Source organism: Sporolactobacillus vineae DSM 21990 = SL153 (assembly GCF_000377985.1).
Classification (GTDB): domain Bacteria; phylum Bacillota; class Bacilli; order Bacillales; family Sporolactobacillaceae; genus Sporolactobacillus; species Sporolactobacillus vineae.
This window is the reverse complement of sequence record NZ_KB899048.1, coordinates 80520-96779: the sequence shown is the minus strand read 5'-3', so window position 1 is coordinate 96779 and position 16260 is coordinate 80520. Positions and strand designations below refer to the sequence as shown.

15 protein-coding genes and 1 riboswitch are annotated in these 16260 nt (G+C 49.1%); of the genes, 8 read left to right on the top strand and 7 right to left on the bottom strand.

Annotated elements, in window-relative coordinates; genetic code table 11:
* Positions 1-223: 223 nt before the first annotated feature.
* The 4 genes from D889_RS0110165 to D889_RS0110150 form a co-directional block, all read right to left on the bottom strand.
* Complete coding sequence (locus tag D889_RS0110165; RefSeq protein WP_010632579.1) at positions 224-820, bottom strand: folate family ECF transporter S component; 597 nt, start codon at positions 818-820, stop codon at positions 224-226.
* Between the two features lie 63 nt (positions 821-883).
* Positions 884-992, bottom strand: a riboswitch (THF riboswitch).
* Between the two features lie 310 nt (positions 993-1302).
* Positions 1303-1476: an SH3 domain-containing protein gene (locus D889_RS15415; protein WP_010632581.1), complete on the bottom strand. Its 174-nt coding sequence runs from the start codon at positions 1474-1476 to the stop codon at positions 1303-1305.
* Positions 1469-2182: an SH3 domain-containing protein gene (locus D889_RS14960; RefSeq protein ID WP_010632582.1), complete on the bottom strand. Its 714-nt coding sequence runs from the start codon at positions 2180-2182 to the stop codon at positions 1469-1471. Before D889_RS14960 ends, D889_RS15415 begins: the two co-directional genes overlap by 8 nt.
* A gap of 186 nt (positions 2183-2368) precedes the next feature.
* Positions 2369-4810: a Xaa-Pro dipeptidyl-peptidase gene (locus D889_RS0110150; RefSeq protein WP_010632583.1), complete on the bottom strand. Its 2442-nt coding sequence runs from the start codon at positions 4808-4810 to the stop codon at positions 2369-2371.
* Between the two features lie 862 nt (positions 4811-5672).
* On the opposite strand from D889_RS0110150, the gene D889_RS0110140 reads away from it, so the two are divergent.
* The gene (locus D889_RS0110140; RefSeq protein ID WP_211209907.1) at positions 5673-7100 is read left to right on the top strand and encodes a C69 family dipeptidase; all 1428 of its coding nucleotides are present in this window, start codon (positions 5673-5675) and stop codon (positions 7098-7100) included.
* A gap of 114 nt (positions 7101-7214) precedes the next feature.
* Here D889_RS0110140 and D889_RS0110135 read toward each other — a convergent pair whose 3' ends face one another.
* Together D889_RS0110135 and D889_RS0110125 are read right to left on the bottom strand one after the other, a co-directional pair.
* Complete coding sequence (locus tag D889_RS0110135; protein ID WP_010632585.1) at positions 7215-7598, bottom strand: pyruvate formate lyase family protein; 384 nt, start codon at positions 7596-7598, stop codon at positions 7215-7217.
* Positions 7599-7784: 186 nt separating this feature from the next.
* Positions 7785-8441, bottom strand: coding sequence for an HAD family hydrolase (locus D889_RS0110125; protein WP_010632586.1), 657 nt, complete (start codon positions 8439-8441; stop codon positions 7785-7787).
* 289 nt (positions 8442-8730) lie between these two features.
* On the opposite strand from D889_RS0110125, the gene asd reads away from it, so the two are divergent.
* The 7 genes from asd to D889_RS0110085 all read left to right on the top strand — a co-directional run bounded on the left by asd (position 8731) and on the right by D889_RS0110085 (position 15084).
* Positions 8731-9855, top strand: a complete 1125-nt coding sequence (gene asd, locus D889_RS0110115) for an aspartate-semialdehyde dehydrogenase (RefSeq protein ID WP_010632588.1) — start codon at positions 8731-8733, stop codon at positions 9853-9855.
* Between the two features lie 252 nt (positions 9856-10107).
* Complete coding sequence (locus tag D889_RS0110110) at positions 10108-10335, top strand: DUF6506 family protein (RefSeq protein WP_010632589.1); 228 nt, start codon at positions 10108-10110, stop codon at positions 10333-10335.
* 199 nt (positions 10336-10534) lie between these two features.
* Positions 10535-11224, top strand: coding sequence for an HD domain-containing protein (locus D889_RS0110105; RefSeq protein ID WP_010632590.1), 690 nt, complete (start codon positions 10535-10537; stop codon positions 11222-11224).
* A 42-nt stretch (positions 11225-11266) separates the two neighbouring features.
* Positions 11267-11503, top strand: coding sequence for a DUF3977 family protein (locus D889_RS0110100; RefSeq protein WP_010632591.1), 237 nt, complete (start codon positions 11267-11269; stop codon positions 11501-11503).
* A gap of 114 nt (positions 11504-11617) precedes the next feature.
* A complete protein-coding gene (locus tag D889_RS0110095) occupies positions 11618-12571 on the top strand; it encodes a ketopantoate reductase family protein (protein WP_010632592.1) in 954 nt (317 codons plus the stop codon).
* A 170-nt stretch (positions 12572-12741) separates the two neighbouring features.
* Positions 12742-13803 (top strand): histidinol-phosphate transaminase, encoded by a 1062-nt coding sequence (hisC, locus tag D889_RS0110090; RefSeq protein WP_010632593.1) that lies wholly within the window; start codon positions 12742-12744, stop codon positions 13801-13803.
* Positions 13804-14019: 216 nt separating this feature from the next.
* Positions 14020-15084 carry a 3D domain-containing protein gene (locus D889_RS0110085; protein ID WP_010632594.1) on the top strand — a complete coding sequence of 355 codons (1065 nt, stop codon included), beginning with the start codon at positions 14020-14022 and terminating at the stop codon, positions 15082-15084.
* Between the two features lie 76 nt (positions 15085-15160).
* Here D889_RS0110085 and D889_RS0110080 read toward each other — a convergent pair whose 3' ends face one another.
* On the bottom strand, positions 15161-16021 hold the full coding sequence (locus D889_RS0110080; protein WP_010632595.1) for a hypothetical protein: 861 nt from the start codon (positions 16019-16021) through the stop codon (positions 15161-15163).
* Between the last annotated feature and the right edge of the window lie 239 nt (positions 16022-16260).

The window sequence follows — 16260 nt, the reverse complement described above, 5'->3', positions numbered from 1 at the left end:
AAAGGAATCGAGGCGTTCAGGATGATCAATCCTTATGAACTTGAAAAGTTGTCGCAGCTGACAAAGAAACAAATTAAACGGCAGGCATGGAGAATTCATTGGATCGGTGCAGGAAAAATGAAGAAAATCATGACAAGATTTTTTAGGGCAAAATGATTTTTCATGAAAAAAACGCGAAGCATCGAATGCTTCGCGTTTTCAGTCGGGAGTTGTGATCAGGGGTTTAGATCAGCGAAATATGTTTGCTGTGCTGATCCTGGATCAGATGCGCACGGGTTAGTGCCGGCAGCAGAATCTGCAGCAGCACGACAAGCATGACTGTTTCGATCGGCAGCATCAATGTATTCTTGATCAGACTGTTTGCCAGAAAGAACAGATACCCTTTTCCCATCAGCATCGCGCTCCACAGACAGCCAAGTCCGACATTGACACCGAAATTAACGATCAATTTGGCAAGAAAAATACGCAGAACGGTAATACGGCTCCGATAGAGAAACAGGGCGTAAATAAGACAGCCGAGCATGGAAGACAGGGTGTACCCGGGGAAGAATGCTCCGAACGGGTGCAGGATGTAGCCGATAATATCGATCACCGCTCCGGCAATGATCCCGACGAACGGACCGTAGATCATCGAGCCGAAAGCGACGACAAGGAAATTGAAAGAGATGTGCAGGTTGGCGGCGACGGGAATGAAAAAACTGCCGATGACGACGCTCAGTGCAATCACCAGTGCAGCAAGTGTCAGCCGATTTATTTTGTGGCATTCAGCGGCGGCTGCTTTCCAGTAGGCAGCGGAAAAAACAGACAGATTTTTATCCATAGAAAATCCTCCTCATGTATTGGCGATGGTTGCCACATAGAGGAGGATCACGCTCCGGTATGCGGCAGCGGGATGCGATCGTTGCACGGCAAGCGGTGCCAGGCACCGGCTTTTCGTCCCGGGGACAACTCCCCGTCCCCCGGGCACGTAACCCGCAACAATCTACTCTGCCATTGATAGTTCTTATTTTAGTCAAATACCGTGATTTGTTCAACCATGCCAGTCAGCTTGTTGTCAAGGCCTGGCCTTTAATTCAGTCAATTCAGCACATCATTCAGCCGAATTTGAGCCCTATTCAGCCAAATTAGCAGTATATCCAGCCAATTCAGTGATTCATTCAGCGAAATTACATTTTTCACCACAAAAAAACGGCTATATTTGAAACAAATAGCGGATGATGAGAGGGTTACGGAGATAGTGAATCGATTTGTAAGTGGATTAAAACATGAGAAGGCAATGATTCTGCCTTCCCAATTTAATATTCAGTTGCTGAGTCTCAGAAAATAATCTGCATACGCATATCCTGTTTTTCCGTTATAAGTGATTCTTAGCCAGCTTCCGGACTGCCCGATGACGCTGACCTGTGTGCCTTTTTTCAGAACGCTCAGCGATGCATAGCCCGTGCCGGGACCGCTGCGGAAATGAACGTCAACCATTGCGGCAGCTCTGTAAAGCACAGCAGGTGGAGCCGGAGCTTTTACACCATAGCTGCTGTAAACATATCCGGTTTTTCCATTTACTGTGACCTTCAGCCAGCCGCTGCCTGTCCGACTCAGCAGTGACCGTGGTGCCTTTTTTCAGTACAGTAATGGCTGCATACCCGGTCGACGGTCCTTCACGCAGGTAGACATTAACTGTGGTCACGCCGGCATACGGATAGGTCTGAACGATCGCTTTCTTAACATAATTCCGGTATACATAGCCGATGCGGCCGTTAGCCACGACTTTAAGCCATGCATTCGTGCTGCCGATCACGCGGACCACTGTGCCTTTCTTCAGTACGGTGATCACCGAAGAGCTCGTGCCGGCACCCTTACGGAGATTGACATTAACCGTTGTCGTTCCGATATAAAGAATTTTGCCGGTTGAGACGCTGTTGATATAGCCGGTCTGACTGCCAAAAGTAACTTTGATCCAGAATCCGGCTGCTTTGCTCACAAATGTACCAATTTGTCCGGCTTTGAGCAGGACAATCGCATTATCACTGTAGGACGGGTCGCTTCTCAGATAAATGTTTTGCAGCGGAACAATCTGATAAGTCGCTTCTGTTGCAGTACCTGTACCTGACGCAGGTACAGAAGGGGCATTCGCACCGACTGATGCAGCAGGGATAACCAGCGCCAAAGCAATAATTGCTGCCATTAAACTGCATCTCGCCTCCGGATTAATCGGTGCAGCAGGTGTTGGGACCCAGCTGTTTATCGGCCACCGCGAGAGATACGGAAACAGGATTGACACAGATGAAGCGGATAGAAAAACCAGCTCTTTTGACGAATGAAAAGAGCTGGTTTAAGCTTTACTCTTATTTGCCTGGTTCTGTCAAATGACTTAGTTTTTTTTAAGATCTGCTTTATACGGAACTTCCAGGCGACAGCCATCCAGTGCCAGTGAATAGCGCAAATCCTGATTGCCGCGTACCGTCATTCCGAAATCGGTCGCATAGATAATGAGTCCGAGCTGATGGCCGGCGACGAGTCGATGAAATGTCGGCTGAAGCTCTACGGTCACCTCATAAAATTGGCCGGGATTCAGGTCATCCGTCTTCCATGGATTCTCCCGGTTCTGCAGATTGATATGTCCTTTAGTAATCATTTTAAACGATGTGGCGTGTTTGGCGAGCGTGAACTCGCGAAGTTTATCTTCACGCCAGCGGTAAGCCAGATCCATACCCTGGATCATGGTAGGGGATACGTTCAGCCGCCTGGCATCGCCATAATCGACGAGCTGGAAGCTTAACATGCCGAATGCCTGGCTTGAGGCGACGCGGATTTGGATGCGTACCTTGCCGTCGATGATCCTGTCCTCATCAGATGGATCCGATTGAAACAGCAGGCGATTCTCGGTTAAGTCGTTTTTCCCCGCTTCGAGAATATCGTGTTCCCATTGATCGATGTGCCCCGTATACCTTTTAAAAACCGCTTCAGGAAGGTCGTCTTTGAACGTCAGGATTGCCTTGCTTTCTGACGATGCGTTTAATTTTCCCGGAGTCAGGTGATAAACGGTACGGGCCAGATTCGGTTCAGACCAATCCTGGTAGGCGGTCCAGGTTTCCGGAACAACATTGTCCTGCACGATCACATCTGGCAGGACGTCGCAGGCTCCGTTATTAATCCCGTAAAGTTCGTGGCTGATCCAGAGATTAATCATGTCCGTATAGTCGATTGATCGAAACGCGTTAATGTAAATATGCTGCCCCTGGTGAAGGATGATTTTCTTAGCGACAGGGACGTCCCGCAAACCCTGCCACAATTTTTCAGCATTGCGCGGCTTCACGTTCCAGTCGTTGAGACCGTGCACCATCAGCACATCACATTTGATTTTACTGATGTTCTTGCGATAGTTGCGTGCATCCCAGAAGGTATTGTAATCACCGGATTTCCGGTCCATATCCCGGGCCATCTGTTTCATCTGTTCAGAAAAGAAATCTTTGACATGCAGCCGGTAATCCGCCGGAGCTTTCATCCGGCTCATCGTTTCAATGGCCAGCACATCGGCATCTTCACCGGGGAAACCACCGGGCGCAATCATCAGGCCGCCGTCACGATAATAATCGTACCATGAAGAAATGGCAGCCTCAGAGATAATTGTTTTCAACCCTTCAACACCGGTAGTTGCAGCCGCAGTAGCCAGCGTGCCAAGATAGGAGCGACCGGTCATCGCCACGGAACCGGTGCACCACCAGGCCGTGATCGCAATATGGTCCGTACGGTTGGTAAAAGCCCTTCGTTTTCCGTTCAGCCATTCGATGACATCGATGGTTGCTTCCGTCTGCTGCGGATCGCCGCATGTTTGAATCCCATCGGAATCAAGCGTACCAATACCAGCGGAGTAAACAGCCGCAAAACCGCGTGCCAGGAAGTAATCATTCAATGTGTAGGACAGCTCACGGCTGAACGTTTCTGAAGCGTGTTTCGCTTCACCGGCGACCGGTCGCGGATCAGGAACCGGCTTTCCGTCGTCATGCCAGGCAATATCTTCATAAGTCAGATGATTGGGTGCTTTTCTTGTCAGCGGTACGTTATCACTGTATGTGGCTTTTTCTCCAGCCTCATCGTTGGTTCCCTGATTATAGGGACTCGCCGTATAAAGTACAGGGACCTGTAACCCTTTTTCCGTATCCGCCGGACGGACAATTTCGACTTTCAGCAGATCGCGTTGCCCGTCCTGATCGGAGTCTACAGAAGATTCCACATAGACCACATCGCGGATCAATTTCGCTGTGTCGAACACAGCCTGCGCCTTCCCGTTGAAAAAGAGCGGTTTATCAGCAGCAGGCAGATCGTAAAAGGGAACGAAGTAGCCATGATTGGTCAGCTCGTCAAGAAAGGTCTGCCCGTCCTTTGTATGGGTCGTCAGTAGCAGGTACCAGGCATCAAGCAGCTGGTCCTTGTTCCATGGACCGGAAACCTTGAGATACGGCAGCTGGATCTTTTTCATCGCCGCAAGCGGATCACTGACCGAAAAGTCGACGCCAGGCAGAAAATGCAGCAGTTGCAAAGCAACTAAATAGAAGACATTTGCTGTCACCGGGCGATCTGCCTTCAAAAAATCGCAGAGACTCATATCGGGCATGGCCAGATAGTTTTTGAGTTTCTCCGCAAAGACATGTTCCTCTTTTGCCTCTAAAAAAGATTTATGTAACAGTGCTTGATAAACAGCGGTTACCGACTCCGCTGTGTTGAATGAATTATCCAGAAAATGAATTGCCCGCAACTCGGTCATCACTGTCTGATGGTCGGCGGACAACCGCGCAAATTGATTGTTTTTCAATGTCTGAGACTCCCCATCTTTATAATGAAGTCATTATAACACGCAACAGGCATAAGTTCAGGACGACCTGATCTGTGCCAGGGTCTTTCGGTCTTCAGAAGGCTTCTATCGGTTTTCAGAGGCATGTTATCGGTCTTCGCCAGACTCAGAGCAAAAGCGTTTACAATATCTCATACCCGATATATGATAATAATGTTGATTGACACAGAATGTTCACATTTAATGATGATCTTGATGCTGAAACATCGTTGATACGTATGAAAAAGGGAATGGAGGAAGATTCTATTAAAAAAAACGAGGAGCTGATCACAATGGAAAAAGGTGCCACCGGAGTCTTTTTTACAATTGTCGGAGGATTGCTGCTGCTGTTGATGCTCGTTGCGATGTTCATGGGCGGATCGATCGTCGGCTGACCATCGAAAAACTTTGACATTTACTTAAGGAAACATTAGGAGACATTGACCTTTTCCGGCCCGCCGACCTTAGGGCCATGATAACGAAATAACCATCTGGCTGAACAGCTTCCATCTAAGCGCGGTGGAGGTTGTTTTTTGCGTTCACCAGGGACTCGCAGGATCACCTAGTCGATAGGTTTCATTCACGGCGATCTCTCCGGCATACGATCAGATAGCAGCCCATCCCGGCAACGCCGGTAAGAAAAAAGATGACAGACATAATTCCGGATGAGAGAAAGGCGCCAATGATAATGCCGGACGCGCCAAGTAATTTCGCTCCCTCTTGGGAAAAATCGTTATTTGAATCTAAATAACTGGAAGAAAAGAGGACGAGTCAACCCTTCTTGGATTATTATAGGTAATGGAAAAATAAATTCTCGCAAGCAAAATAATTAAAGAGGGTTGACATGATGAGTTCAAGGTCCAGACATTCTAGTTGTACGGCAGTACTTGTCGGCAAGGGCGCGTCCATTGACGGTTCGACGATGGTGGCACGTAATGAAGACGGGTATGGCCCGATTAATCCGAAACGTTTTACGGTGGTTAAAGCGGAGGATCACCAGAATAAGTACGTTTCCCACGTTAATGCTTTTGCGCTGGATCTCCCGGACAAGGCACTTCGGCATACGTTTACGCCGAGCGCGGATGAATCGGAAGGCGTCTGCGGGGAATCCGGGATCAATTCGGAAAATGTCGCGATGAGCGCGACCGAAACGGAATTCACGAATCCCCGTGTGCTCGGTCTTGATCCGCTGGTAGCGGACGGGATCGGCGAAGAAGCGATGGAATCGGTGATGCTCCCCTATATTCACTCAGCGCGGGAAGGCGTTCAGCGTCTCGGAGCGATTATTGAAAAATACGGGACATTTGAGAGCAACGGAATCGCTTTTTCCGATAAAGATGAGGTCTGGTATTTTGAGACCGTCGGCGGCCATCACTGGGCAGCTCAGCGCATTCCGGACGATGCTTACGTGATTGCCCCGAACCAGACCGGCATTCAGAATATCGATTTTTCAAAACCGGATGAGTTCATGTGGGCAACAGATCTGCAGGAATTCGCTGAAAAGAATCATCTGAATCCAAGTCAAACGGAATTTAATTTCCGCAACATCTTCGGGACACATACCGAAGCGGATCACCATTACAACACCCCGCGCGCCTGGTACGGCCAGAAATATCTGAATCCCGAGATTGAACAAAATCCGATGAGCGACGACATCCCGTTTATTCAGCGGACGGATCGTAAAATCAGTATTGAGGATATTCAGTTCATTCTAAGCTCTCATTATCAGGGAACCCCGTATGATCTGTTCGGGAACGGAACAGAGTATCAGAAGAAAACATTCCGTCCGATCGGGATCGACCGGAATCAGGAATTTCATATTCTGCAGATCCGCAATGACGTACCGGCAGAATATGCGGCGATCCACTGGCTGACTTTCGGCGTCAACCTGTACAGTGCGCAGGTGCCTTTTTATGCGAATGTCAGCGACACACCGGAAAATTATAAAAACACGACCACGACGGTGGATCTCAATAGCGCCTACTGGCTGAACAAAACGATTGCCGCACTTGCCGAACCGCATTATCATCAGGTGATTAATGAAGTGAATACCTTCAAAGAGGATGCCCAGAGCTATGTCTGCGGCCGGGTTGCCGCAATAGATCAACAGGCGTCCGAATTACCTGCGTCCGAGTTAACCGCATTTCTGACAAAACAAAATGGAGTCACAGCTGCCGAGGTCACCAGTCGGACTTACAGCCTGTTCGACAGTCTGGTCAAACACGCAAACAATCATATGCAGCTGACTTTTGAAAAAGGGGATAATCTGTAACGGCGATTGCGGTCAACGCAGCCGGAACGTGATCATCACTAAGCAGTTGAGAAAATGAAACCCGGATGGAGCGCTAATGCGTCTTCCGGGTTTCATTTTTTAATAAAGACAGTGTTATTGAGTTGATGAACAGCTATCGCCCGGCGTAGAAAAATATCGCCATTCAACCGGAAATATCGCCCGTCGCGCCCGGTTAAAGTGTCTGTTCGTTTCTGGCAATTTCTGATCCTCGATCTCCGTCAAATGGAGCGATTTCATTTTCTCCCGAACACGCTGCTCATACCACTTCAACCCATGACGAATCACTTGACTGTAATCCACAGCAATATGACCGTCCCCGGAAGTAATATTTCCGTCAGCACCGATGATGCGCAGATCGTAGAAGACTCTGCTTTCCGGTGGAAAAGCGGCCAGTCCGCGGTCCCCCAGCGTGTTATGTTTCCGGAACAGTGCGATTTCCCTTAATTCTTGCTTTGTATCCTCGGTAATGGATCGCAACTATGCCATGAAGGCTGTTGCACGGCTGCATCCTGAAGATTTGCTGGAGTACAGGCATCTTTTAAATGATGCCGGCATCGCGGTGAAACTGGACGGATCATTCTGATTTTTCCGATGGATGCAGATTCAAGATCAGATCACCGGAAACGGCTTGCGCTCCACTGAACTTTTGATAATGTAAGCGCTCTATAAACGGCGTACGTCGTCACCCGGGCCTCTGCTCAGAAGACGGGGAATGTCACTGGGGTGATGAAATGTGTACGTTGCCTGCTTCTCCGGCATCGGAGAGCGGCTCCAGCGGGCAAAACCGAAGTCCACACCCGATGCAAAGGCGCATTGCCTATCGGATAGACTGTCGCCGATAAACAGCACGTCTTTTTCCGTTACCCCGGTGCGTTGCAGATAAAGCTGCATGGGTTCCGGATCGGGCTTATGACGGACGGTATCTTCCGCACAGATGACCGTGTCAAAAAATTCTTCCAGATGAAATCGGCGGATGTGATTCTGCCACTCCGGCCTTGTTTCTGAAGTAATGATCCCGAGACCGAAGTGATTCTTTTTCAATTCCGCCAGCACATCGCTGATCTCTTCGAAAAGACATATGGCCGACAGATATTTCCGGAAATAGTAGTTGTGCCACACCTCTGTACCATGCCGGACGTCTTGAATCCCCAGTTTTCGAAGCGTTTCCGCGTCGGTTAGGTACATGGCAAAGCGCAGTTCCGGCAGAGGAATAGTTCGTTGAAGGAGCTGCCGGATCGTATCCTGAAGCGAATGCAGAGATGCGTATTCGGTATCGATCAATGTTCCGTCAACGTCGAAAACGATCTGTTTATAACCCATTGGAACCTCCTGGAGCGTGATGGCCTTCTTTCTAAAGTATAACCGGTTTCTTAAGGGTTTGACAAAGGAAAGGGAAAACGCTTTCTTATTAAATAGAATGATGAGTCATGATGATCTGCATTTTGACTGTCATGGGAATATAATAATGGTGATGCTATACAGGCAGGCCGGACTGATCCTTCTGCGGGACCGGATGGATACATTTCAGAGCGGAAGATGACATCTCGCCTGCTATTTGCAAGAAATATGTAGTATAATGACTTTACTTTAATAAAGAGGGGTCAGGAGAATGGATAACAGACTTAAGGTTGGTGTTCTTGGCGGAACAGGGTATGTCGGACAAAGATTTGTTACCCTGCTTGAGAACCATCCCTTTTTTAACCTGACGGTGATTGCAGCAAGCAGCCGTTCAGCGGGCAAAACTTATGGTGAAGCGGTACGGAATCGCTGGAAGCTCAATATCCCGATGCCGGATTCCGTTAAGGATTTTCAGGTAAAGGACGTTAATGATATAAATGAAATCAGCAAGGACGTTGATTTCGTTTTTTGCGCGCTGAAGATGCCCAAGGAAGATATCAAAGTCCTGGAAGACCGGTACGCCCGGGCGGAGATACCGGTGATTTCCAACAATTCGGCACACCGCAAGACACCGGACGTGCCGATGGTCGTTCCGGAAATCAACAGTGATCATCTGAAGATTATCGACGTTCAGAAGAAACGGTTGGGGACCAAGTATGGGTTTGTGGCTGTGAAACCGAATTGTTCGATTCAGAGCTACGTTCCGCCGCTGTCGGCACTTCTCGATTTTGAACCGGAGAAAGTGCTTGTCTCAACGTTCCAGGCGATTTCCGGGGCCGGTAAAACGTTCAAGGACTGGCCGGAGATTGAAGACAACGTCGTTCCGTTTATCAGTGGTGAAGAGGAAAAAAGTGAGCAGGAACCGCTGAAAATCTGGGGCAGATTCGCGGGCGATCATATTGTGAACGCGACGGAACCGACGATCAGTACACAATGTATCCGCGTCCCGGTATCCGACGGCCATCTGGCAACGGTGTCGGTCAGCTTCAAGCATAAACCGACCAGGGAACAAATACTGGAACGGTGGGCTTCTTACAGCGGCAAACCGCAGGAACTGAACCTGCCTTCTGCGCCGAAACATTTTTTGAAATATATGACTGAAGAGGACCGGCCGCAGACGCATCTGGACCGTGATTATGAAAGGGGTATGGGGATTACCATCGGTCGTCTCCGGGAAGACCCGATCTTTGATTATAAATTTGTCTGCCTGTCGCACAATACATTGAGAGGTGCAGCGGGCGGCGCGGTGCTGACTGCTGAATTGCTGAAAGAGGAAGGCTATCTGGTACCAGTTCCAGAAGAGGCTAAGGAAGCGCACCTGCAGGCAGGCAAGTGAGGCAAAATGAATAAACGATGGTACAGAAGAGGAGGGTTCATTGAACCTTCCTTTTTTATGCCTTCGCAGACGTGTTCACCATCTCTGTGACAATCTGCATATGTATGCGGTTATACAGATGCTCTAATTAATTATCTGTAAAAAGACGAAGGCGAGGGGACCCGTTATGGAAGTCAAAGCTGCTTTTCTCTTTATCGGTCTATCGGTCCGGATAGTGACACAGCCCGGGCGCGCACGCAAGTAGACACACCGGTGATTAAATTACGTGTCATCGGTGTCCGGACTTATGATGAAGCCGTCCGGGCAGCCGTTGATCTGGCTGCGGACGGCGTGCAGGCGATCGAGCTGTGCGGCGGGTTTGGAAATGAGGGCGTCGGAAAGATCGCTGAAGCTGTACAAGGCAAAGCCTCCGTTGGCGTTGTCCGGTTTGACCCACATCCTGGTCTCGGGTTCAAAAGCGGTGACGCCGTGTTTCACTGAATTATATCGAGTCGATGATGACAATAATTTAACATAATATTAATGTAGCGAGTTAAAACAATGTGCTATAGTGTAGTCACATTGTTGATGACAATGCCCCCTTAAAGATATTAGTGTTCGGAGTCTTGATCTCGGGACTCTTTTTTTGTCTTCAAGATGCCGGATTTCGGACGGCCCTTTTAAACGAGGAGGAACCAAAGTGGATGTTGTGGCGGCAACCGTCAATTTTGTTCAGAATAAATTTTCCGGTGAAGCCAGCGGTCACGACTGGGCGCACATCAGACGGGTTTACGAGACGAGTCTGCGGCTGCTCGAACAGGAGGATAGGCCGGGGACGAGCAGGAAAGTCGTTGAACTGGCCGCCCTGCTCCATGATCTTGTCGACTGGAAATTCAATGACGGTGATGATCACGCCGGCCCGGAAGCTGCGGAAGACTGGCTGACCAGCCAGCATGAGGACCCGGAGACCATTCATCATGTCTGCCGGATCATCCGCCGCATCTCCTTTAAAGGCGCCGGGGTGCCAACGCCGATGGAGACAGAAGAGGGGAAGATTGTCCAGGACGCCGACCGTCTCGATGCGATCGGAGCGATCGGCATTGCACGTGCCTTCGCTTACGGCGGATTTAAGAAAAGAGAAATGTTCAATCCCGATATTTTGCCGGAAATGCATGAAACAGCGTCCCGGTATAAGGTCTCTCAATCGACAACGATCAATCATTTTTTTGAAAAATTGCTTCTCCTGAAGGACCGGATGAATACTCGATCCGGTAAAAAAGAAGCCGAGAAGCGCCAGCAGATGATGATAAAATTCCTGCAGCAATTCTTTACAGAATGCCATGAAGAATCTTCCAGTCAGGCCCGGGAATTAAGGAAGTTCGAGATGTGAGCTCAAACGGACCCGGGTCGGCACACGAGTGAGGCGGCTATAATGAAATATATTGAGATTGGCATAGGTAACCGCTGGCTTGTCCGGACAGAAACAGAGTTTGCCGACGGTTCTGAGAAAGAAGAAAAAGGCATCATCCGGCCAATCAAGTTCCACTCGCTCTATCTCAGAATCTGGGCCGGGAAGCGAGTGATCATTCTGAGTTCGCGGGAAGGAATCATCCATATGAAGAAAAAGCGCAATCAATTCAAACTCATATTCGGTCTGAAAAGCTACTGACGACGAAATGTGCAAGATCGGAATTGATACGCTTCCATTGCATTTATCATGATTCCGGGATTACACTGAATCTATCACAGAAAATTTTTACATTCATACATAGGGGATGAGAGGATGTTAAAGTATACGGTATTAGGTTCCGGTGCCATGGGATTGCGTTATGGCGTTCTGCTTCAGGATGCCGGCTATCAAGTTGACTTTGTCGATGCCTGGCCGGAACAGATCAATGCCATCAGGAACCAGGGCGGTGTGTATGTCTCGCGCGACGGGGAGAACCGGCATCTTGTTCCGGTAAACATCTATTCACCGGAAGATTATAAGGGCAATCCGGATGTTTTCATCATCTTTACGAAACAGATGCTTCTGGCTGATCTGCTGAAACGGTGCGCGCATTTCTTCAACGACCGTCAGTATGCCGTCACCGGGATGAACGGTATGGGCCATATTGAGAAAATAAACCAGTATTTTGACAAGAGTAAAGTCGTCGGCGGCACGGCATTGATCGGTACCGTGCTGAACCGGCCGGGAGATGTCGACTTTATCGGCAAGAAGGGCGCCGGTTCAATGAATCTGGCAAACGAGACGGAGACGCCCGATGAAACAACGAAAGAGATCGTTGCCGATTTTACGAAGGCGAATCTCAACCCGACGCTGACGACGAATTTTCTCGGAACGCTGATGGCCAAGGTTGTTTTTAACTCGGTTGTCAATACGCTCTGCACGCTTTTCGAAATCCGGATGGGGCAGTTCATTTCTTTCCCGGATGCGGATAAACTGGGTCAACAATTGATTAATGAGGCTTATGATGTTTGCGAACGTGCAGGAATCAAGTTGCTTACAACCCGTCAGGAAGAATGGGATACGGTTCAGCATGTCAGTGAGGTGACGAATCCGCTGCATTACCCGTCGATGTACCAGGATATGTCGAAGGGCCGGCCAACCGAAGTCGATTATATTAACGGCTATATCTATGAACTTGGCAAAAAGTATGACTATGAGGCATCGACGCATAACTTCTTGCGGAATCTTGTTCATCTTGCGGAACACACACGCCAATTCAGAAACTGATCGGACGATTCAGCACCAACCACTCATACAGAGTGGTTTTTTTATTAATGACTTTTCTCACTTTTTTAGGGTGTTCCGGATACGCAGCAGAAGCCTTCTGTGAAATGACCGTTAAGTAGTATAAAATAGAGATATTCCATGAAGATATACTTTTACAGACGAGGTGTGCTATGAGCAATTACTGGAATCAGCGCGTGCAGCATCTTGATCCCTATACGCCGGGAGAACAGCCGAAGGATAAACGATACATAAAACTGAATACGAATGAAAATCCGTATCCGCCGTCACCGAAAGTCCTTGATGCAATCAGGGAAGCCGTCAACGGTTCGTTGCGGCTCTATCCGGATCCGAATGAAGATCTCCTGAGGGCGGCGCTGGCCGCACATTTTCATGTGACCAGCGATCAGCTGTTCATCGGGAACGGTTCGGACGAGGTACTGGCATTCAGCTTCATGACATTCTTTTCTTCGGAACATCCGGTTATGTTTGCCGACATCACTTACAGTTTCTACAAAGTGTTTGCCAATTTCTGCGAGCTCAAGCCGGCGATCATTCCGCTTGACGCCGAGTTTAATCTTCCGGTCGACGCGTTCTGCCGGCCGAGCGGCGGGGTTGTCATTCCCAATCCGAATGCACCAACGGGGAAAGAAATCTCTGTTGCGGCGATCCGGAGCATTCTTGAAGCCGATCGCAGCAGGGTCGTCATTGTCGATGAAGCCTATGTGAATTTCGGCGGCACATCGGTCGTACCGCTGATCCACGACTATCCGAATCTGCTGGTTGTCCGCACACTTTCTAAATATGCGGCGCTTGCCGGCATCCGGGTCGGTTTTGCCCTTGGCAATCAAGAGCTGATTGACGGACTGAACCGTGTGAAAAACTCGATCAATTCCTACACAATTGACCGGCTGGCTCTTGCCGGTGCACAGGCTGCTATTGAAGCGGATGATTATTACCGCCAGATGGCCGACCGGATCATCGGGACCCGGGCACAAACGGTAACTGCGTTGAGCAAGCTCGGTTTTAACGTGGTTCCGTCGACGGCCAACTTTATCTTCATCACTCATCCGGATTTTTCTGCCGGAGTATTGTTCCGTCAGCTCAAAGAAAAAGGTGTCCTTGTCCGCCATTTTAATCAGCCGCGGATTGATAACTATCTGCGTGTCACGATCGGGTCGGATGAGGAGATGGCCCGGTTCATTAAGGTGATCGGGGAACTGACACGGCAATGAACAATCGGCATAATTGTTAAAATGAGCCAGTCCTGATGGGATGATTCCATTCATGACAACAACTATTTCTCTTTTAACAACTGTAATATTCGAACACTTTTCGTTATCTGATTGTAAATCCGCTTATACGGGTTTGTGATATTAACCTCCTATAATTCGAATTGTAGTGAAGAACAGGGAAGCAAACGTTCTTCCTCGGATTAAGGAGGTTACTTCATGTTACGAAAAAAACTAGGCACAGCAGCATCGGTGATGGCAGCAATCGGTATGGTTTTTCCGATGACGGTCGGATTTACCCAGACGGATGGTTCGTCTTCCGCATTAGCCGGCGCGCAGCACCGGCAGGTGTACAAAGTGAAGGCAAACCGTGAAACAGCAGATGACTTCGTGAACGACATTCAGAATGCAAAAGTAAATAAATATCAGACACTGATTGAAATGAAAATTCAGGAATCCAGACAGTCTTCAGAGCCGCACAAAGCAGCAGTAAAGCATACGGTTAAAAAGGCAGATGTACGCAGAGCGACGAATGAGCAGGCAAAGCCGGTCGTTAAAAAGACGCCGAAGCCGGTTGTACATGCTGCTGAGAAAACAAATAAAGTGACGACGGATAAAGATGATTCACAGGTTAAACCAGAAGTGACGGTCAGGAAGCAGCAGGCAGCTGTTCCGGTCAAAAAGACGGCAACCGTAAAGGCGGCCAAAAAAGTTACAGTAACTAAGAAAGCCGCCCGGACGGATTCGGAATCGGCTGAAGCCAAAGCAGCAGCGGCTCCGGCCGTACAGAAGAAGGTACCTACGGCGGCAAAGCCGGTCAGCCGGCAGACAACGGTCAAACCGGCGGCGGAACATCATACAGCTTCCACCGAGGAAAGCCAACATTCGGTTGCCCCACGGCAGCAGCGGACCTATCAGGCACCGGAGTCGGCCGGCAAGGCTGTTCAGTCAACCGGCGAAACAACTCAGTCAACACAGTCGTCAAATAAGGCTGCCCAGCCGGTAAGCAGCTCATCGAAAACATTTACGCTTACTGCCTATTCTCTAAAGGGCACCACGGCAACCGGTGTGAACTTGACGGCAAATCCAAGGGCCAAAGTGATTGCCGTTGATCCGAACGTGATTCCGCTTCACTCGAAAGTGACGATCCCGGGCCTCGGCACATATACCGCAGAGGATACAGGGGGCGCCATTCAAGGGAACCGGATTGATGTGCATATGTCATCGACACAGGAAGCACTTAATTTCGGCGTCAGAACAGTGCCAGTTACCGTACAACGTTAATGAAACAAAGGAACAAACAATGAATAGAAAAGAAGCAGCGGTTCGCCGCTGCTTCTTTTTACTGCCTGTGTTTTGTTTAACGTACGGAAACGGCTGTCGACAGCAGATTCAGTGCCGAAGCAGTACCGGTCAGCTGATAGATCGTTCGGCCATCCTGCCAGAAAGCATAGTTCTGGCGGCTGTCGGTGTAAACCTGGATGACGCCATACTGGTGGGGAACAGGAAGCGAATGGCTCTCAAGATAGTTGACCACCTGTTTTGCCAGTGCCTGACCTTTCTGCGTATCCGAAGTCGGTGACAGGGCCATTAGCGTCCAGCGGCCTTCGTTCCAGGAAATGCCGGCAGTCCCTGCGCCGGCATCTGCGTAGCCCGTTAAACCGTGCCCCAGGTTAACCGGACTGCCATCGGATTTTCCATATTTATGGAAACTAACCTGTTTTCCTGCTTCAGAACGTGTTTGATAAACGGTTGCGCTGAACTTCACAACGGTTGCAGCGCCTGCAAGCTGCGGCGCATTTACTTTAAGCGGACGATTCGTCTGTTTGAATGTCACCGTGTATCCGTTCGATGTATTCTTTGCGATCGCCGAGATATAGTTTCCGGTATGGACAGAAACCTTACCAGGGAGATGAATCCCGCTTCTCGGTTTCAACGCAATCCGGATATCCGCAAGTGTTCTTGAGAGTGTACCGAGTTTTGCTGCGCCGGTAGTCTGGTTCACTGAGGATGAGGAAACCGAGCCGGAACTCGCTGCAGCTGATGATGCGCCGGCCGTTTCAGATGATGACGCTGCAGCCGAAGATCCGATTTGCTGCTGAATTGAGGAGGCGGATGATGCTGCTGAGCTGTATCCTGATTCAGTGCCGGATCCGTAGGAACATCCTGCAATAAGCAATACAGAAAGAACAATGGTAAAAAGCATAGTCAATTTTTTCATGATGACAGCCTTCTTTCTTTAGGAGAATCGTGCAGACAGAATTTTTCCAAATGTGTTCAATAGTGATATTCCCGGTTCGGTCCATTCGGAAACAGATTGTGAGATTGAAGCGATTGGAAAATATTATCTCTTCCTCCGAATCATAGTATAATTGTAACAAAATTTACATCAGATGAAAAAGGCACAGAAAAATATCGCCATTCGTGGAGATATATCGCCCGTCGCAGGAAAATATCGCC